Below are 17,603 nucleotides of genomic sequence, written 5' to 3'. Positions count from 1 at the left end.
CACGGGTATCCTCGAATGCGGACCATGCGAAGGATCGCATGGGTTCGTCGCCTGCAGTCACCTCGTCCAGGCGGCGGGAAAGGAGCCCGGTGCCAAGCACCCCAGAGCACCCGGACACAACCGGGCGGCCCGGCGACGTCGGGCGGCTCAGCACTGCCGACACCGATGCACCGGTCGATTCCGCCGTGGTCGACCGCGGTGAGGAGACCGACGAGCAGCGCGCGTCCCGCTTCGAGCGGGATGCGATGCCGCTGCTGGACCAGCTCTACGGCGCGGCGCTGCGGATGACCCGCAACGCGCAGGACGCCGAGGACCTGGTCCAGGAGACCTACCTCAAGGCCTTCTCCGCGTTCAAGTCGTTCGCGCAGGGCACGAACCTCAAGGCCTGGCTGTACAGGATCCTCACGAACACCTACATCAACGGTTACCGCAAGCGGCAGCGGCAGCCCCAGCAGCAGCCGACCGACGAGATCGCCGACTGGCAGCTCGCGCAGGCGGAGAACCACACCTCCAGCGGCCTGCGCTCGGCCGAGGTCGAGGCGCTCGACCGGCTGCCGGACACCGATGTGAAGGCCGCTCTCCAGCAGCTGGCCGAAGAGTTCCGCATGGTCGTCTACCTCGCGGACGTGGAAGGCTTCGCCTACAAGGAGATCGCCGAGATCATGGGCACCCCGATCGGCACCGTGATGTCGAGGTTGCACCGTGGTCGCCGGCAGCTGCGTGAGATGCTCACCGACGTCGCCCGTGATCGCGGCTTCTTGCGGCAGAACCAGCGGGAGGTGAGCACCAAATGAACTGCGGTGGGCCGGACGAAGCCTCCTGCGAGGACGTGCTCGCTGAAGTGTGGCTTTTCCTGGACAACGAGTGCGACCAGCAGCGGCGCGCCGCCGTGCAGCAGCACCTCGACGGGTGCGGGAGTTGCCTCGAGCACTTCGGCATCGAGGAGCACATCAAGGCGCTGTTGCACCGCAAGTGCAGTGGTGAGCACGCGCCCGTGGAGCTGAAGGCCCGGCTGCGGGCCTCCATCCGCGAGGCCGTCCTGGAGAAGGCGGAAGTGACCGTCGAGCGCGGCCCCGAAGGCACCTCGGTGGAAGTGCGGGCGAAGCGAACTTCGGCGGAATGACCCGCAAGACGACGAATGGCCCCGGACCGAGTGGTCCGGGGCCATTCGAGCTTTCGACGGCTGGTGCCGTCGCGCTCACGAGCCGTTGGGGCGCTTGCCGTGGTTGGCCTTGTTCTTGCGCCGGTCCTTCTTCTTGCGGGCACGCTTACCCATGGCAACTCCCTAAAGTTCGCTTCCGACCAGTCCGACCGTTCGCAGGTCTTCACGACCACCCGGTCTCCGCTGGGGTTTCGAGCATCCAGTTTGACATGTCCGCTACCTGCCGCCGGCGGGTGGTTCCGGTCATGGTTTCCTAATCAGGGGCCTACCGGGTCCGCGACGAGGAGGAGCGCATGGCCGAGGAGATCCGCGCCGAGATGGTCGCCAACGTGATGACGGTTTCGGTGGCTGAAGGCGACTCGGTCAGCGACGGCGACTCGCTGGTGCTGCTGGAGTCCATGAAGATGGAGATCCCGGTGCTCAGCGAGGTGTCGGGGACGGTCAGTACGGTTGCCGTCAAGCCGGGCGACGTGGTCCAGGAAGGCGATCTCATCGCGGTCGTGGAGTGACGCGACCGCGCCGACCCAGAGAGGCGGATCTTGTCCACGCTGAGTGATCTGCTCGCCGAGCACACCGGGTTGTCCGGCACCGCCGCCGACCACCTGCAGCTCGTGGTCGCCGAGTGGCAGCTGCTGTCGGACCTGTCGTTCGCCGACTTCCTGCTCTGGGTTCCGATCGGGCCGCAGGACGCGCCGGAGAGCCGGTTCCTTTGCGTGGCGCAGGCGCGGCCGACGACGGCGCCCACGGCCCACCCGGAAGACGTCGTCGGCAGCGAGGTCACCCAGGACGAGCACCCGCAGCTGCGGCGCGCCGCGCTGGAGGGCCGGATCTGCCGCGAGGAGGACCCGCGCTGGCACCTGGGCGTGCCGGTGCGCCGCGAGACCATCCCGGTGAAGCTGGGCGACGAGATCGTCGCGGTGCTCAGCCGGGACACCAACCTCGCCGTGCCGCGGGTGCCGTCGCCGCTGGAGATCTCTTACCTGGGCAGTGCCGCAGACCTGTGCCAGATGGTCGCGGACGGCACCTTCCCGACGCCGGAGCCGGCGCCCGACGTGCACACCAGCCCACGGGTCGGTGATGGGCTCATCCGCCTGGACAGTTCGGGCACGGTCGTCTTCGCCAGTCCGAACGCGCTGTCGGCCTACCACCGCATGGGCCATGCGGCGGATCTGGTCGGGGCGCAGCTCGCGCAGCTGACCCGGTCGCTGCTCAACGATCCGTTCGACGCCGACGAGGTGGCGCAGCGCGTCCGCCGGGCGATGGGCGGTCAGCCCAGCATGCGCATCGAGGCCGAGGCCCGGGGCGCGACGGTGTTGTTCCGGGCGCTGCCGCTGCGGCCCCGCGGCCAGCAAGCCGGCGCGCTGGTCCTGGTGCGCGACGTGACCGAGGTCAAGCGCCGCGACCGCGCGTTGATGTCGAAGGACGCGACGATCCGCGAGATCCACCACCGCGTCAAGAACAACCTGCAGACGGTCGCCGCGCTGTTGCGGCTGCAGTCGCGCCGCACCGGGAACACCGAGGCGCGGCTAGCGCTGGACGAGTCGGTGCGGCGGGTGACGTCGATCGCGCTGGTGCACGAGACGCTGTCGATGTCGGTGGACGAGCGGGTCGATCTCGACGACGTGGTCGACCGCGTGATCCCGATGATGAGCGACGTCGCCGTGGCGGAGACCGGTGTCAAGGTACGCCGTGAGGGACGGTTCGGGGTGGTGTCGGCCGAGCTGGCCACGCCGCTGGTGATGGTGCTGACCGAGTTGGTCCAGAACGCTTTCGAGCACGCCTTCCCGGAGGGGCAGGGCGGCGAAGTCGTTGTGCAGGCGGAGCGTTCGGCGCGTTGGCTGGACGTCGTCATCTCGGATGACGGTCGCGGCCTGCCGAAGGGTTTCTCCCTCGAACGCGCCGAACGTCTCGGCCTGCAGATCGTGCGGACCCTCGTGGAATCGGAGCTCCGAGGGTCGTTGAGCTTGCGCGGTCGCGGTCGGCAACGCGGTACCGAGGCGGTGTTGCGGGTGCCTCTGAAGTACCGGCGCTGACGTCGACCGTTGGTCGGGCGCCGCGCTGGTGCGTCGATATCCGGTGACTCGCCGGTCGGGTGGCGGGTCGTGGCCGATCGGGTCGGTTTCCCGGTGACCGTCAGCTCATCCGGTGGAGAGCTCGGTGGGGGTTTCCGGGACCGACATCGACGCGGATCGGCCGGGTCTCGTCGGGGTTGTGCTTCTGTCGGGTGCGATGGCCGTTCGTTCGACCGGGGCGAAAACGTGCGGTCGGCCGCCGGGGGTGCGACCGAACCGGCACGTTTTCAGCGAGTTCGCGACTCAGGCGTTGGTGCGAGCCCGGGTGCGAGTGTTGCGACGCTTGAGCGCGCGACGCTCGTCCTCGCTCATACCGCCCCATACGCCGGCGTCCTGCCCGCTCTCCAGTGCCCAAGCCAGGCACTCGGAGGCGACCGGACAACGGCGGCAAACGGCCTTCGCCTCGGCGATCTGCAGCACAGCAGGACCGCTGTTCCCAACGGGGAAGAACAGCTCCGGGTCCTCGTCACGGCAAACCGCATCGTGGCGCCAGTCCATCGTTCCTTGCTCCTCGCTAGGCGCGCCTCATGCGCGCCGCTCGTTTTGTTCGGGGTGTTTGTGAATGCTTTCACGGAGTCCGTGTGCTTGTGAATGCTTTCACGAACTGCCGCGATGTCAAGAGTTCGATCTCGCGTGGTGAGGGAACTCACCTGAAAGATCGACAGGGCTTGACCAGGGGTTTCGGTGTGTCGTCGGTCGCAGACGGGGGTCGCGAGTCGACAACTACGTTCATCCGTTACGAGAAGGTTATACAGCGACGCGGAGAGCGTCCGGGACGGAGAAGAACTCGATCGCCGAACGCTCGCCCAGGCAATCGCCGTCGACCTGCAGGCGCAACGGCTCCGTACAGGTTACGCGGAGGTACCCCGCGTCCGCACGCTGAATTGAGTTTCTCGGGTGTGGTTTCCCTCTACCGCGTAGCATCTGCGCTACATGTTGTAACACTGGGTAAGCGCTCATGTTGTGCAGTGCGAAAACGCCGAGGCCCGTGTCGAAGGTGGTGTCGGGGCTCATGCGCACCGGACGTGACCCGAGATACGTCCACGGATCGGTGTTCGAGACGAACACGCTGTGCAACTGATCGATCGGATCTTCGTGACCGATTTGCAAGCTGATCTTGGGGGCCCGGCGCGCCATGCGGAAGTAGCAGCTCAACGCGGTGCGCGCGTACAGGGTGGGCGTCACGTTCTGGCCGCGGGAGCGCAACCGTTCGACCTCGGCGACGACCTCGGCGTCCCAGCCGACACCGGCGTTGAAGGTGAACCAGCGGTCGTCGGCCTTGCCGAGCCCGACCAGCCGGCCGCTGCCCTCGGCCACCGCGCGCAGCAACCGGTGGGTGGCCTCGACCGGGTCCCTGGGCAGGCCGAGCGCGCGGGCGAACACGTTCGCCGAGCCGCCGGGCACCACGCCCAGCGTCGGCATCGCCCGGTCGCCGCGTTCGGCGGCCGAGAACATGCCGTTGACCACCTCGTTCACCGTGCCGTCGCCGCCGAGCGCGATCACCAGGTCGACGCCGTCCTCGACGGCCGCTCGCGCGGTGTCGGAGGCGTGGCCCCAGTACTGCGTTTCGACGACGTCCAGCTTCAGCTCGCTGGCCAGCGCGTGGGCGATCACATCCCGGCCGGCCGCAGTGGTGGACGTCGCCTGCGGGTTGACGACGAGTACGGCGCGCACAACCGCAGCCTAGGCGAGGCCGTTGTGCGCCGACGCACCCTCCGGTGTTCGGCGTCCGCCGCGCGGGTCAGCTCTCCCGGACCGCCCCCTTCCGCAGTGCGGCGTGCAGAGGTCGGCCCATGCACCGGGCTGCGGTGGGTCCGGCGGGCTGAGACACCAGGAGCGGGTGCGCCACGCCTTCGACCGCCACCGAGATCCGGCGGGACTCGGATGCGCAACCCCGGAGCGCATCCGATCGTCTTCCGCCGGGACCTGCCGGGCGCACGGCGGATCGTGAGGACACCCCGATATCCCCGACCGCCGCTGGAGCCATGAGTCGATCATTGCGCGTGACGGTGGTCGCAGCCATGCGGCGTTCGGGCGGTATTACCATCGTTGGTGCGTACGCAGAGTCACCGAAGTGGTTTCCGGGAAAGGCGAATCGACCGTGCCGACCGAAGTCGTCCCGCGCACCATCCGCATCGCTGGTGTCCTGACCACCCTGCAGGCGGCGGTCGGGTTGAGCTTCGTCGTGGCCCTGCTGGTCCGCAGCACCTCGTCCGACGTCGGGGGCGTGGGGCAGTTCGAGCCGGCTCAGATGCTCGGCGAGGCCGGGTACTACGCGCTGCTGTCCTTCGGCGTGCTGGCCGCGGGCATCGGCCTGTGGCGGGGCAAGCACTGGGCCCGCACGCCCGCGCTGCTGATGCAGCTGCTGCTGCTGGGCACCGCCTGGTACGCGTTCGGGCCGTCCGGGCAGCCGCTGATCGCGCTAGTGCTCGCGGTGCCGGCGATCGCCGTGCTGTGGTTCCTGTTCAACCGGGAGGGGCGGGCCTGGTCGTTCTACGCAGGCGCCGCCCCCGACGCCGATCGCGACGCGTAGGAGCTCGCGTCAGGCGCTGAAGGTGCGCAGCGCGTCGCCGGTGAGCCGGTACACGGTCCACTCGTCCATCGGGATCGCCCCGGCCGCTTTGTAGAAGTTGATCGACGGCTCGTTCCAGTCCAGCACCGACCACTCCAGGCGCGCGTAGCCGCGGTCGACGCACTCCTTCGCCAGGGTCTGCAGCAGCGCCTTGCCGAGGCCGGAGCCGCGCTGCTCGGGGCGGACGTAGAGGTCCTCCAGGTAGATGCCGTGCACGCCTTCCCAGGTGGAGAAGTTCAGGAACCACAACGCAAGTCCGACGACGGCACCGTCCACTTCGGCCACGTGGCCGAACAGTGCGGGAGCCGGCCCGAACAGCGCGTCCCGCAGCTGTTGCTCGGTCAGGTGGCACAGCTCCGGCGCCTTCTCGTACAGCGCGAGTTCGTGCACCAGCCCGACCATGGCGGGCACGTCGGCAGGGGTCGCCCGGCGGATCATCGATACCTCCACGTGAGTCACTTGGCCCCAGGATATTCGGGGCCGGTGACCGCCGGTGCGGCGGAATTGCCCGGTCAGCCCTGCTGCCAGGGCGGGATGTTGGACCGCTCCACCTGCGGCACGCCCCGCTCGTGGCCCAGCACCGTGATGCCCGCCGGGTCCAGCGCGAAGTGCACGCCCGACGTGGTCGGCAGGCCCAGCCAGCGGGCGATCAGGCAGCGGCTGAAGTGGCCGTGCCCCACCAGGACCACGTCGGAGCCGGTGTCGGCGATGCGGGCCAGCAGCTTGTCGGCGCGGACCGTGACGTCCGCCGCGGTCTCGCCGCCCGGGCACGGGTGCGTCCACACCGTCCACTCCGGCACCGTCTCGCGGATCTGCGGCGTGGTCAGGCCCTCGTAGTCGCCGTAGTCCCATTCCGCGAGCAGCGGCTCGGTCACCACGTCGGCCAGGCCGGCCAGCGTCGCCGTGCGCTGGGCGCGCTGCCGCGGGCTCGCCAGCACGACGACCGGCCCGGCCGGGCGCAACGCGGAGAGCGTCTGCCCGGCCTGCCGCGCCCGCAGCTCGCCTTCGACCGTGAGCGGGATGTCGGAACGACTGGTGTGCCGGCCGGTCTGCGACCATTCGGTCGTGCCGTGCCGGAGGACGTAAACGCGGTGCTCATCCTGTGCCACGGCGTCGAGCGTAATCGCGTTGCGCTGGGCTTACCCCTTCAGCGCGGCGGCCAGCAGCGCCGGGTCGGCCTTCTCCGGCGAGCCGGTGTCGAACGGCGGCTGCGGGTCGTACTCCAGGAGCAGCTGGGTGATCTTCGCGGTGTCCTCGCCCCACAGTTCGGCGGCCAGCCGCAGCCCCATGTCGATGCCTGCGGAGACGCCGGCGCCGGTCACCACCTTCCCGTCGAACACGACCCGTTCGGTGGCGACCTCGGCGCCCAGGTCGCGCAGGACCTCGCGCGCCGCCCAGTGCGTCGTCGCGCGCTTGCCGGTCAGGATCCCGGCCTTCGCCAGCAGCAGGGATCCGGTGCACACCGACGTCGTCCACGTCGTGTTCGGGTGCACCGCGGCGAGCCAGGAGACCAGCTCCTCGTCCTCCAGCGACGCGCGCCAGGCGGAGCTGCCGGGGACGACCACGACGTCGGGCCGGTCGAGCTCGGCGAAGGTCGTCGTCGGCTGGACCGGCAGCCCGGAGTCGCAGCGCACGGTGCCGCGGCCCGCCGCCACGAAGTGCGGGGTGGCGGCCGGATTGCCCGCCAGGGTCTCGTAGGGCCCGACCAGGTCGAGCGCGGTGAACTTGTCGTAGAGCACGAATGCGATGTCCACGGTGGACTCCTTCAGCCTGCGGTGCGGAAGCGGTCTCGGTAGGCGCTCGGCGGCACGCCGAGCTGGCGGAGGAAGGCCCGCCGCATGGTCTCGGCGCTGCCGAAGCCGCAGCGCCGCGCGACACCGCCCCGGCCGGCCTCCAGCAGCGAGCGGGCCGCTTCGACGCGCGCCCGCTCGACGTACCGGCCGGGGCTGGTGCCGACCTCCCTGGTGAACAGGCGGGTGAAGTGGCGCGGGCTCATCGCCAGCCGCGCGGCCATCGTCGGGACGCTGTAGTCGCCGGCCGGGCACGCCGAGATGTCGCCGAGCAGCTCGCGGAGCGCGCGGTCGCCCACCGCCGGCGCCGAGTTCCACACGCTGAACTGCGACTGGCCGCCCGGCCGCTGGAGGAACACCACGAGCCACTTGGCCAGCGTGCGGGCCGGTTCGGCGCCGTGGTCGTCCTCGACCAGCGCGAGCGCGAGATCGACTCCCGCGGTCACCCCTGCCGCCGTGACCAGCGGTGCGTCGCGGACGTAGATCGAGTCCGGCTCGACCGTCACGGCCGGGTAGGACGCCGCGAGCTGGTGGCACATCGCCCAGTGCGTGGTCGCCCGGCGCCCGTCCAGCAGGCCCGCCTCGGCCAGCAGGAACGCCCCGGAGCACACCGAGGTGATGCGCTCGGCGAGCCCGGCCAGCCGGCGGATCTGGCCGATCAGCTCCGCGTCGGACATCGCCTCGCGGGTGCCCTCGCCGCCCGCGACGACGAGGGTGCCGAGCTCGGTGATCTCCTCGAGCGCGACTTCGACGCCGAGGCGGACCCGCGACGACGTCACCACGTCCCGGCCGCCCAGCGACGCCAGGCGCACCCGGTAGCGGCCGTCGAGGAGCCGCGACGCCCCGTCGAAGACCTCCAGCGGCCCGGCGGCGTCCAGCAGCTGGACCCCGTCGTAGACCGCGATGACCACTTCGTGCCTGTCCACGCCTTCGAGCCTGGCCGCTCCGGCGGATGTCCTCAAGGACGAGCACCCCACCGATCAGGACGAGTGCTGCGCCGTCGCGCGGCCCGCCGAGAACTCCGCGTCGAACACCGCGGGGCTCGCCGCTTCCCGTGCCCGGCGGGCGATCCGGTCGACGTCGTGGCGCTCCGCGGGCGGTAGCGGAGCTCCGACCGACTCCCGCGCGGCCGCTGCCCGGCCGAGCAGCCGCGCTGCGGCCGCACCTTCACCGGCCAGCGCCTCGGCGCCGGCCAGTCCTTCCAGGGCCAGTGCGACCGCGCGCGGATCGCCGGTGCCGCGGGCCAGGGCCAGCCCCTCGGCGTGGAGGTTCCGCGCCGCTTCGGGGGCGTCGCGCAGTTCGGCGATGAAGCCGAGTTCGGACAGCGCCAGGGCGGCGCCCGGATCGTCCGCGGCCTGGCGGCTCCACGTCAGCTGGCGCTGCCACAGGCGTTCTGCCTCGTCCAGGTGGCCTCGGCGGCGCGCGGTCAGGGCCAGGCCGAACTCGGCGTAGACCTCGCTTTGCGGGTCGTTGACCTCGGCGGCGAGCTCCGCCGCGCGCCGGTGGTGCGCCTCGGCGGCGGCGAGGTCGCCGGTCAGCAGCGCGATCCGGCCCAGCCCGGAGAGCTGGTCGGCGGACTCCGAGCAGAGGCCGAGGTCCTCGGCGATCCGCAGTCCGTCGCGGTGCATCCGCTCGGCCTGCGCGTAGTCGCCGGTGATCTCGGCGAGCCCGGCCAGCGGTGCCGTCGCCTGCAATCGCCCCCACTGGTCGCCCAGCTCGCAGAACAGCGCCAACGCCTCGGTGGCGTCCGTTCGGGCGGCCGCGAGGTCGCCGCGCACGAACGCGCGCCGGGCGCGGTTGCTCAGCACCGCGGCCGCGCCCCAGCGGTCGCCTGCGTCCCGGCAGGCGCGCAATGCGCCGTCGAGGACTTCCGCGCCGCCGGAGAAGTCACCGAGGTCGACGTGGGCGTAGTCGATGAACCACTCCGCCCTCGCCCGGTCGACGGCGGAGGCGATGCCGGGGCGTTCGCGCGCCGCGTGGCGGTCCATTCCGCACAGCACGGCCATGCCGTCCCGCCAGGCGGCCAGGACGGCCGATCGCCCGGCGACCGTGTGCAGCAGTTGGTGCGCTTCCTGGAGCCGTCCTTTCAGGAACAGGTACCAGGACGTCGCGCCCGCCAGTTGCCGGATCGGCACCGCGTCCTGGTGGTGCAGCGCATCGTCGAGGGACGCCCGCAGGTTCGGCAGTTCCAGTTCGAAGCCGCGCAACCAGTCGCGTTGTTCCACGCCGCGCAGCCCGGTGTCGGCGCGCTCGGCGAACGCGGTGTAGTACCGGCGGGCCCGGAGCCGGAGATCGTCGGCTTCGGCCGCCTCGGCGAGTTTTTCCCGGCTGTAGTCGGCCACCGATTCCAGCAGCCGGTAGCGGGGCCTGCCGTCCGGGAAGCCCACCGCGACCAGGCTCCGGTCCACCAGCCGCGCCAGCACGTCCACGACCTCGGCGGCGGGCACGCGTTCGTCGGCGCAGACCGCCTCCGCGGCGGCGAGGGTGCAGCCGTCGGCGTGCACGGCCAGGCGGCGCAGCACGATCTGCTCCGCCGGTTCCAGCAGGTCCCAGCTCCAGTCGATGACGGCCCGCAGCGTCTGGTGCCGGGTCGGGGCTCGGCGGTTGCGGGTGGTCAGCAGGTCGAAGCGGTCGTCCAGCCGCGCGGCGAGCTCGCGGACGCCGAGCCCGCGCACCCGCGAGGCCGCGAGTTCCAGCGCCAGCGGCAGCCCGTCGAGGCGCCGGCAGATCGCCGCGATCGCGGCCGCGTCGGCTTCGCCGAGCCCGTCCGGGGCGAAGCCGGGCGACGCGGCGACAGCCCTGGCGATGAACAGCCGCGCCGCGCCGGCCTGCCGCACCGACTCGGGGGCGGCGTGCGCGGGCAGGTCGAGCGTCGGCACCGCCCACAGGTGCTCGCCGGGCAGGTGCAGCGGTTCCCGGCTGGTGGCCAGCAGGCGCAGGCCGGGCGCGGCCGCCAGCAGCCCCTCGGCCAGCGCGGCCGCTGCGTCGACGAGGTGCTCGCAGTTGTCGAGGACGATCAGCAAGTGCTTGCTGCGCAAGGCTTCCGACAGCCGGGCGACCGAGTCCAGGCCGGACCGGCTGACCTCGTCGCGCAGTCCGAGAGCGGCGGCGACGCCGTCGGCCACCCCGGCCACGCCGGCGGCGGCGTCGATGGAGGCCAGCTCCACGAGCCAAGCGCCATCGGGGAAGGAGCCGGCCGCCGCGTGCGCGGCCGCCAGCGAGAGCCGTGTCTTGCCGACCCCGCCAGGACCGGTCAGCGTCACCAGGCGTTCGGCGTCCAGCAGGGCGCGGAGGGACTCCGGTGCGCCGTCGCGGCCGATCAACGCCGACACCGGAGCCGGAAGGTTTCCGCGCACGTCGCCGCGGGGCGCGTTGAGCCGGGGCTCCTGCCGGAGCATCGACTGGTGCAGCGCGGACAGCTCCGGGCTCGGGTCGACGCCGAGCTCGTCGGCGAGCCGGGTGCGCAGCCGCTCGTACGCCTTCAGCGCTTCCGCCTGCCGCCCCGACCCGTACAGCGCGCGCAGGTAGATCGCGTGCAGCCGTTCCCGTTGCGGGTGGCGGGCGCTGAGCCCGGCCAATTCGGTGACGACCTCGGCGTGCTCGCCCAGTTCGAGGCGCGCTGCCGCGCGGTCTTCCCGCGCCGCCAGCTGCTGCTCGTGCAGTTCGGTGGCGGCCGGGATCGCGAAGGGTTCGTCGGCGAAGTCGGCGAGGGCTTCGCCGCGCCACAGGTCGAGGGCCTCGGTCAGTAGCGCGGCGCGGGTGCGCGGGTCGGCGGCGCGGGCGCGCGCGGTCAGGGCCGCGAAGCCGCCGATGTCGACCGCGTCGGCGTCGACTGCCAGCCGGTATCCGCCGGACCGGAACTCCACGAGGCCGCGGCCGCCGGGTTCCGCCTCGTCGAGGACGCGCCGCAACTGCGAGACCTTCGCCCGCAGCGAGGGCACCGGCTTGCCGGGCGGCGCCGCGCCCCACAGGTCCTCGATGAGCCGGTCGGTGGAGAGGAGCCGGCCGCCCGCGACGAGCAGGTCCGCGAGCAGGGCGCGCACCTTCGCCTCGGGGACGTGCACGGGTGTGCCGTCGTCCGTCCACACCGCAAGCGGACCCAACACCCCGAATCGCACGCCGCTCACACTACCCGCGAGGCCGGAGTTGACCTGCGATAACGGTGCGCCGCAAACGAATCCGAAACGAACCACAACCGGCGCCGCGCAAGCTTGCCCCGATTTCGAGGAGGGATTCGGGATGAGCAACGACGGCAATCCCGGCACCGGTCGGGAGATCCGCCTGGTCGAGAAGCCGAGCAAGGCGCCCACCGCGGCGAACTTCGAGCTCGCCGAGGCGCCCGTGCCCACCCCCGCCGCGGGGCAGGTGCTGGTGCGCAACACCTGGATGTCGGTCGACCCCTACATGCGGGAGCGGATGAACCCGGAGGTCACCTACCTGCCGCAGTTCCGGGTGGGGGAGGTGCTGGACGGCCCGGCGGTCGGGGAGGTCATCGCGTCCGAGGCGCCGGAGGTGCCGGTCGGGGCGACCGTCCGGCACTGGCTCGGCTGGCGCGAGTTCGCGGTCGTGGACGCCGCCGAGGTCGAGCAGGTCGACACCTCGATCGCCGCGGCGCAGGACTACCTGGGCCCGCTGGGGACGACCGGGCTGACCGCTTACGTGGCGTTCACCGAGATCGCGCCGGTGCGGCCCGGGGACGTGGTGTTCGTGTCCGCGGCGGCCGGGGCGGTGGGCAGCATCGCCGGCCAGCTGGCCCGCAAGTTCGGGGCCGCCAAGGTGATCGGCTCGGCCGGCGGCCCGGTCAAGGCGCGCAAGCTGCGCGAGGCGTTCGGGTTCGACGCCGCCATCGACTACCGGGCCGCGCCGGTCGCCGAGCAGCTCGACGCGGTCGCGCCGGACGGCATCGACGTCTACCTCGACAACGTGGGCGGGGAGCACCTGGAGGCCGCCATCGACGCGATGCGCGTCGGCGGCCGGATCGCCCTGGTGGGCGCCATCAGCGGCTACAACGCAGGGGCGCCGGCCGCGGGCCCGCGCAACTACTTCCAGTTGGCGGGCAAGGAGATCACGATGCGCGGCCTGCTCTCCGGCCGCTACTTCGACCGGTTCGACGAGTACACCGGCAAGGCCGCGAACTGGCTCGCCGACGGAAGCCTGCATGCCGAGTCCACAGTGGAGCGTGGAATCGAGCGGGCTCCCGAGGCGTTGATGGGCGTCCTGAACGGCGCCAACACCGGAAAGATGCTCGTCCGGCTGGGCGACTGACGAACCGCACGAATCGGAGGAATGCTGAAATGACGTCCCACCAGGGAGAACGGGCCCTCGTCGTCGTCGCGCACCCGCGCGCCGACTCGCTGACCACCAAGGCGGCCGACCGGGTGCACCGCAGGCTGAAGGCGGCGCAGTACGAGGTGGACCTGTTAGACCTCTACGCCGAGGGGTTCGACCCGCGCCTGGAGACCGCCGACGAGCCCGACTGGAAGGATCCCGGCAAGACCTACTCGCCCGAGGTCCGGGCGCACATGGCGCGCATCGACGCCGCCGACGTGATCGTGGTGGTGTTCCCGGTGTGGTGGTTCGGCCCGCCGGCGATCGTCAAGGGCTGGATCGACCGGGTGTGGAACAACGGCTTCGCCTACGGCGCCGCCGAAGCGCGGCTGGCCGGGAAGCGGATGCTGTGGCTGGGGCTGGCCGGCGGGGCGAGCGGCGGATACGCGGAAGCCGGCCTGAACGGGGCGATGGACACCCAGCTCCGCATGGGCGTCTCGAACTTCTGCGGCATCGAGGACGCGGAGCTCCGGCTCGTCCACGACACCGAGACCGCGGCGGGGGAGCAGGTGCTCGCCGAAGCGGAGACCACGGCGGCGGACTTCCTGTTCGGCGAGGCCGTCGAGGGGTGATCGCCCGGTGCCGGCCGGTCAGTGACCGGCCGGCACCGACGGATCCTGCAGGCCGCGGAGGATCTCTTCGGCGTGGGTCCAGAGCAAGGCGCCCCCGGCGTCCCGGACGAGGTGGTGCCGGGCGCCCGGGATGCGCCGGGCCAGTGCGGCGCCGAAGTCGGGCGAGTGGCTCGGGCTGGTGTCCAGCCGGCCGTACCAGAGGTCGACGGGGACGCGGATGTCCTCCGCCGCGAACGGCCAGCGGCTCATGGCCAGCGCGGTGTCGCGGGCGTACCCCGCCGCGCCCTGCGCGAAACCGTCGGCCATGGCACGGCGGAAAGCCCGTTCGAACCGCGGATTCCGGTAGACGGCGAGGTCGGTTTCCGGGCTGAAGGCGACGATCAGCCTCCACAGCGCCTCCGGGCTGCCGAACTCGGCGAACGACTCCTCGGCCGCCGCCGGATCGGCGCCGACCGCGCCGACCATGTCCCGCAGGTCGCCGGGGAGCGCGTCGCCGAGCACCGCGAACTCGTCGGCCCCGGCGACGACGGCGGCCCGGCTCGCGACGCCCGCCGCCGCGCAGGCCAGGGCGAACGGTCCACCGGCCGAGTAGCCGACGACCGCGAGGTCGTCGATGCCGCGCCCGGCGGCGAACTCGGCGATGTCGTCGGCCCAGTCGCGGAGCGTGCGCCCGGGTGCGGGATCGGAGGCGCCCAGGCCGGGCCGGTCCACCGAGATGAGCCGGATTCCCAGCGCGTCGACGACATCGGCGCCGAACCCGAGCCGCCGGCTCGTCGCGGCTCCGGGGCACAGCAGGACGGCGACGCCGTCCGCCGCGCCCCACTCGCCCCAGGCGAGGCGGCGCCCGTCGGCGAGTTCGTGCAGCCCGAGTCGCGTCGGTTCCGGAACGTCCACGGTCGTCAATTGTGGACACGCCCGCACGCGGGCGCATTCGAATTTCGGTTGCCGGATCAGGTGAGGTGCTCCGCGGCGGATGGCCAACCGCCGTCGGCGGAGAACAGGGTTCCCCAGTAGAACGGGTTCAGCTCGCGCAGCGTCCGCGCCGACCAGCCCGAAGGGCTGTCCGCGTCGGCCACCGCCACCTCGACGTCCGGGCCCCACAACGCCAGCCGCTCCTGGCAGACGCCGCACGGCGCGAGCACGGGATGGCCTTCGGTACCAGGCCATTTGCTGACGCAGACGGACGCGGTGACGCGCTTGTCGAGCGTGTACGCCTGGCAGAGCGCGCCGGTCTCGGCGCACAGGGTGGCGGCGGCGTTGAGGTTGTCGAGGCTGGTGCTGGTCAGGATCTGGCCGTCGTCGAGCCGCACGGCGGCCGCCACGGCCTGCTCGGCGTGCCCCCAGCGCCGTTCCAGCAGCTCCACGGCCGCGTCCACCAGTCGTTGATCGAGTCCCATCCACCCAGTCTGCCGAGCCGGAACACGAAAGGACGCCGGTCGGCGGAAATGCTTCCCACCGGCCGGCGTCCTCGCGGAACTACGACCTCAGCCCTGCTTGGTCTCCCAGAAGATCTTGTCGATCTCGGCGATGTAGTCCAGCAGCTGCTGACCCGACTTGGCCTCCATGGAACCCTTGGTCCCGGCCGCGCCCGCGGCCTTGGTGGCCTTGTTGATCAGCTCGTGCAGCTGCGGGTACTTCTCGAAGTGCGGCGGCTTGAAGTAGTCGGTCCACAGCACCCACAGGTGGTGCTTGACCAACTCGGAGCGCTGCTCGGCGATCAGAATCGCGCGAGTGCGGAACTCCGGGTCCTCATTGGCCTGGTACTTCTCCTGGATCGCCTTGATGGACTCAGCCTCGATCCGCGCCTGCGCCGGGTCGTACACGCCGCACGGCAGGTCGCAGTGCGCGGTTGCCTCGAGGCGGGGGCTGAGGATTCGCGACAGGAGTCGCATGATTCCTCCCTGACAAGTGAGTGCTCCGACAGGGGCGACCCTACTCTTGAAGATCCTCGAAGTCCCATTGGAGGTGCCTGTGAAATCCCTCGGGCGGTGGCCTTGGCGGCGGTTGCTGGTGCGCGGGCCGTCCATGGTTCCCACCCTGCGGGATCGCAACGTGGTGTTGTTGCGGCTGCGGGGTTCCGCCCGGCCGGGAGACGTCGTGCTGGTGCGCTGGGCGCAGCGTCCGGGGCAGCTTTCGGTGAAGCGTGCGCTGCGGCGCGACGGCGACGGCTGGCACGTCGAGGGCGACAACGCCTTCGGTTCGACGGATTCGCGGGAGCTCGGCCCGGCCGAGGTTCTCGGCGTCATCCGCTGGCGCCTCTGGCCGAAGCCCGGCCGCGTGCGGTGACGGCTCAGCCGCGCAGGCTTTCGTAGTGGGCCAGGCAGCTTTCGTAATCCGGAAGGAGGCCCTGCTCGGCGGCCTGCGCGAGGCCCGGGGCGGCTCGGTCCTTTTCGGACAGGATCGGCTCGCCGTCGAGGTCGGCCCACGGCAGCGCCAGGTCCGGGTCGAGCGGGTCGATGCCGTGCTCGGCCGCCGGGTTGTACGGCGTGGAGCAGAGGTAGGTCATCACGGTGTCGTCGGTGAGCGCGGCGAAGGCGTGCCCGAGCCCCTCGGCGAGGTAGACGGCGCGGTATTCGGTGGCGTCCAGCCGGATCGCCTCCCACTGCCCGAAGGTCGGGGAGCCGACGCGGATGTCGACCACCACGTCCAACAGCGCTCCGCGCGGGCAGTACACGTACTTCGCCTGGCCCGGCGGCACGTCGGCGAAGTGCAGGCCGCGGATGACGTTGCGCGCGGAGACGCTGTGGTTGGTCTGCGCGACCCGCAGCGGGTGCCCGGTGGCGTCGGCGAACGCCGCTTCCTGGAACGGCGCGACGAACAGCCCGCGGTGGTCGGGGAAGGCCTTCGGGGTGAACTCGTAGGCGCCCGTGATCTCAAGTCGACGTACCTGCACGTCCGAAAGCCTATGGGCCCGGTCGGAATGCGGATCGGTGGGGCGGAGTTGATATCGGCCGTGCGAGCTATTCGACCCCTTATTCAAACCGGACGTACGTACTGCGAAATGCCGGACTGAAACCGGACGAGCGTACTGCCGAAAGCAGATCCAAATAGGACGCGCGTACTGCCAACGAGCCTTGACAAACTGTTGAACTTGCTGGTGAGGTTGTGTGATCCCGGTCGCTGACACTGATCTCGCGGCCTGGCACACTGTTCGAACCGCAGCGTCCGCCGAGAGCCGCTGTCCGACCAGGGCGGCAGGTCTCGGTTATTTCGAAACACTCGCCTGTCCGGCACGCCTGGGCAGGCGAGCGTCGCACGGGCGGCACAGTGCCGCCCGCTTCGCCCGGCCCGGAATGTGCCCGGGCCGCAGGCATGGCTACTTGGAGGGACGCCGTGACCACCGTCAACGACAGCACCGCAAGCGGAGTCGGTGCGGATTTGACCAACGAGGAGATCTTCGCGGCGCACGAGGGCGGCAAGCTCGCCGTCGGCGTGACCGCGCCGCTGGATTCCGCGCGGGATCTGTCGATCGCTTACACCCCCGGCGTGGCGCAGGTCAGCCGGGCGATCGCCAGCGACCCGGCGCTGGCCGACCGCTACACCTGGACCCAGCGGCTCGTCGCCGTGGTCAGCGACGGCACCGCGGTGCTCGGCCTGGGCGACATCGGGCCGCGTGCCTCGCTGCCGGTGATGGAGGGCAAGTCCGCGCTGTTCAAGACCTTCGCCGGGCTCGACTCGATCCCGCTGGTGCTGGACACCACCGACGTCGACGAGATCGTGGAGACCCTGGTCCGGCTGCGCCCGTCGTTCGGCGCGGTCAACCTGGAGGACATCTCCGCGCCGCGCTGCTTCGAGCTGGAGCGCCGGGTTTCCGAGGCGCTGGACTGCCCGGTCATGCACGACGACCAGCACGGCACCGCCGTGGTCGTGCTCGCCGCGCTGCGCAACGCCGCCAAGGTCGTCGGCCGTGAGCTGGGGTCGCTGCGAGTGGTGATCTCCGGCGCCGGCGCGGCGGGCGTGGCCTGCGCGAAGATCCTGCACACCGCTGGCGTCGGCGAGATCACCATGCTCGACTCGCGCGGCGTGATCCACTCCGGTCGGGAAGACCTGACGCCGATCAAGCAGGAGCTCGCCGGGTTCACCAACTCCAGCGGGATCACCGGCGGG

The 17,603-nt window shown here is 71.4% G+C and carries 20 protein-coding genes; 9 read left to right on the top strand and 11 right to left on the bottom strand.

Translation table 11 applies throughout. The features are described from left to right. Positions 1-185 precede the first annotated feature (185 nt). From AB0H93_RS42855 to AB0H93_RS42840, 4 genes are all read left to right on the top strand, one after another. Positions 186-794 carry a sigma-70 family RNA polymerase sigma factor gene (locus AB0H93_RS42855; RefSeq protein WP_358582390.1) on the top strand — a complete coding sequence of 203 codons (609 nt, stop codon included), beginning with the start codon at positions 186-188 and terminating at the stop codon, positions 792-794. After that, a complete protein-coding gene (rsrA, locus tag AB0H93_RS42850) occupies positions 791-1,123 on the top strand; it encodes a mycothiol system anti-sigma-R factor (protein WP_132489802.1) in 333 nt (110 codons plus the stop codon). Before AB0H93_RS42855 ends, rsrA begins: the two co-directional genes overlap by 4 nt. 332 nt (positions 1,124-1,455) lie before the next feature. Continuing rightward, positions 1,456-1,671 (top strand): biotin/lipoyl-binding carrier protein, encoded by a 216-nt coding sequence (locus AB0H93_RS42845; protein WP_358582363.1) that lies wholly within the window; start codon positions 1,456-1,458, stop codon positions 1,669-1,671. Positions 1,672-1,701: 30 nt separating this feature from the next. Next, the gene (locus AB0H93_RS42840; protein WP_358582362.1) at positions 1,702-3,195 is read left to right on the top strand and encodes a histidine kinase N-terminal domain-containing protein; all 1,494 of its coding nucleotides are present in this window, start codon (positions 1,702-1,704) and stop codon (positions 3,193-3,195) included. Positions 3,196-3,477: 282 nt separating this feature from the next. Here AB0H93_RS42840 and AB0H93_RS42835 read toward each other — a convergent pair whose 3' ends face one another. Together AB0H93_RS42835 and AB0H93_RS42830 are read right to left on the bottom strand one after the other, a co-directional pair. Beyond that, entirely contained in the window at positions 3,478-3,732 is a 255-nt protein-coding gene (locus AB0H93_RS42835) for a WhiB family transcriptional regulator (protein WP_093277399.1), read from the bottom strand. A 249-nt stretch (positions 3,733-3,981) separates the two neighbouring features. Continuing rightward, entirely contained in the window at positions 3,982-4,908 is a 927-nt protein-coding gene (locus AB0H93_RS42830) for a diacylglycerol kinase family protein (protein ID WP_358582360.1), read from the bottom strand. Positions 4,909-5,335: 427 nt separating this feature from the next. Between AB0H93_RS42830 and AB0H93_RS42825 the strand changes: the two genes are divergently transcribed. Further along, on the top strand, positions 5,336-5,767 hold the full coding sequence (locus AB0H93_RS42825; protein ID WP_358582357.1) for a hypothetical protein: 432 nt from the start codon (positions 5,336-5,338) through the stop codon (positions 5,765-5,767). A gap of 9 nt (positions 5,768-5,776) precedes the next feature. On the opposite strand, the gene AB0H93_RS42820 is transcribed toward AB0H93_RS42825, so the two are convergent. The 5 genes from AB0H93_RS42820 to AB0H93_RS42800 all read right to left on the bottom strand — a co-directional run bounded on the left by AB0H93_RS42820 (position 5,777) and on the right by AB0H93_RS42800 (position 11,714). After that, a complete protein-coding gene (locus AB0H93_RS42820; RefSeq protein ID WP_093277403.1) occupies positions 5,777-6,244 on the bottom strand; it encodes a GNAT family N-acetyltransferase in 468 nt (155 codons plus the stop codon). A 74-nt stretch (positions 6,245-6,318) separates the two neighbouring features. Beyond that, on the bottom strand, positions 6,319-6,915 hold the full coding sequence (locus AB0H93_RS42815) for an acid phosphatase (RefSeq protein WP_358582355.1): 597 nt from the start codon (positions 6,913-6,915) through the stop codon (positions 6,319-6,321). A gap of 30 nt (positions 6,916-6,945) precedes the next feature. Then, positions 6,946-7,560: a DJ-1/PfpI family protein gene (locus AB0H93_RS42810; protein ID WP_358582353.1), complete on the bottom strand. Its 615-nt coding sequence runs from the start codon at positions 7,558-7,560 to the stop codon at positions 6,946-6,948. Positions 7,561-7,571: 11 nt separating this feature from the next. Then, positions 7,572-8,522, bottom strand: coding sequence for a GlxA family transcriptional regulator (locus AB0H93_RS42805; RefSeq protein ID WP_358582351.1), 951 nt, complete (start codon positions 8,520-8,522; stop codon positions 7,572-7,574). A gap of 54 nt (positions 8,523-8,576) precedes the next feature. Continuing rightward, a complete protein-coding gene (locus tag AB0H93_RS42800) occupies positions 8,577-11,714 on the bottom strand; it encodes a BTAD domain-containing putative transcriptional regulator (protein ID WP_358582348.1) in 3,138 nt (1,045 codons plus the stop codon). A 121-nt stretch (positions 11,715-11,835) separates the two neighbouring features. Between AB0H93_RS42800 and AB0H93_RS42795 the strand changes: the two genes are divergently transcribed. Then, complete coding sequence (locus AB0H93_RS42795; RefSeq protein ID WP_358582346.1) at positions 11,836-12,861, top strand: NADP-dependent oxidoreductase; 1,026 nt, start codon at positions 11,836-11,838, stop codon at positions 12,859-12,861. Positions 12,862-12,890: 29 nt separating this feature from the next. Continuing rightward, positions 12,891-13,496 (top strand): NAD(P)H oxidoreductase, encoded by a 606-nt coding sequence (locus AB0H93_RS42790; protein ID WP_358582344.1) that lies wholly within the window; start codon positions 12,891-12,893, stop codon positions 13,494-13,496. Positions 13,497-13,514: 18 nt separating this feature from the next. On the opposite strand, the gene AB0H93_RS42785 is transcribed toward AB0H93_RS42790, so the two are convergent. From AB0H93_RS42785 to sodN, 3 genes are all read right to left on the bottom strand, one after another. Next, positions 13,515-14,390, bottom strand: a complete 876-nt coding sequence (locus AB0H93_RS42785; protein ID WP_358582342.1) for an alpha/beta hydrolase — start codon at positions 14,388-14,390, stop codon at positions 13,515-13,517. A 56-nt stretch (positions 14,391-14,446) separates the two neighbouring features. Then, positions 14,447-14,893, bottom strand: coding sequence for a cytidine deaminase (locus AB0H93_RS42780; protein ID WP_358582340.1), 447 nt, complete (start codon positions 14,891-14,893; stop codon positions 14,447-14,449). An 87-nt stretch (positions 14,894-14,980) separates the two neighbouring features. Continuing rightward, complete coding sequence (gene sodN / locus AB0H93_RS42775; RefSeq protein WP_093277413.1) at positions 14,981-15,388, bottom strand: superoxide dismutase, Ni; 408 nt, start codon at positions 15,386-15,388, stop codon at positions 14,981-14,983. 79 nt (positions 15,389-15,467) lie between these two features. Here sodN and AB0H93_RS42770 point away from each other — a divergent pair, with 79 nt between their 5' ends. After that, positions 15,468-15,782 (top strand): S24/S26 family peptidase, encoded by a 315-nt coding sequence (locus AB0H93_RS42770; RefSeq protein WP_132489776.1) that lies wholly within the window; start codon positions 15,468-15,470, stop codon positions 15,780-15,782. Positions 15,783-15,786: 4 nt separating this feature from the next. Here the strand turns inward: AB0H93_RS42770 and AB0H93_RS42765 are convergent, their stop codons facing one another. Then, a complete protein-coding gene (locus tag AB0H93_RS42765) occupies positions 15,787-16,389 on the bottom strand; it encodes a dTDP-4-dehydrorhamnose 3,5-epimerase family protein (protein ID WP_358582338.1) in 603 nt (200 codons plus the stop codon). A gap of 440 nt (positions 16,390-16,829) precedes the next feature. Here AB0H93_RS42765 and AB0H93_RS42760 point away from each other — a divergent pair. Next, a partial coding sequence (locus tag AB0H93_RS42760) for a malic enzyme-like NAD(P)-binding protein (protein ID WP_358582335.1) occupies positions 16,830-17,603 on the top strand: 774 nt, incomplete at its 3' end.

This window comes from Saccharopolyspora sp. NPDC050642 (assembly GCF_040654735.1).
GTDB lineage: Bacteria > Actinomycetota > Actinomycetes > Mycobacteriales > Pseudonocardiaceae > Saccharopolyspora > Saccharopolyspora elongata.
Note: the sequence above shows the minus strand (reverse complement) of the source record. Positions and strands in the feature narration are given on the sequence as shown.

Excerpts from the sequence above, each read along its gene's own strand:
- AB0H93_RS42780 (WP_358582340.1), bottom strand. The coding sequence starts at position 14,893 with ATGGGACTCGATCAACGACTGGTGGACGCGGCCGTGGAGCTGCTGGAA.
- AB0H93_RS42820 (WP_093277403.1), bottom strand. The coding sequence starts at position 6,244 with ATGATCCGCCGGGCGACCCCTGCCGACGTGCCCGCCATGGTCGGGCTG.
- AB0H93_RS42835 (WP_093277399.1), bottom strand. The coding sequence starts at position 3,732 with ATGGACTGGCGCCACGATGCGGTTTGCCGTGACGAGGACCCGGAGCTG.
- AB0H93_RS42845 (WP_358582363.1), top strand. The coding sequence starts at position 1,456 with ATGGCCGAGGAGATCCGCGCCGAGATGGTCGCCAACGTGATGACGGTT.
- sodN (WP_093277413.1), bottom strand. The coding sequence starts at position 15,388 with ATGCGACTCCTGTCGCGAATCCTCAGCCCCCGCCTCGAGGCAACCGCG.
- rsrA (WP_132489802.1), top strand. The coding sequence starts at position 791 with ATGAACTGCGGTGGGCCGGACGAAGCCTCCTGCGAGGACGTGCTCGCT.
- AB0H93_RS42790 (WP_358582344.1), top strand. The coding sequence starts at position 12,891 with ATGACGTCCCACCAGGGAGAACGGGCCCTCGTCGTCGTCGCGCACCCG.
- AB0H93_RS42795 (WP_358582346.1), top strand. The coding sequence starts at position 11,836 with ATGAGCAACGACGGCAATCCCGGCACCGGTCGGGAGATCCGCCTGGTC.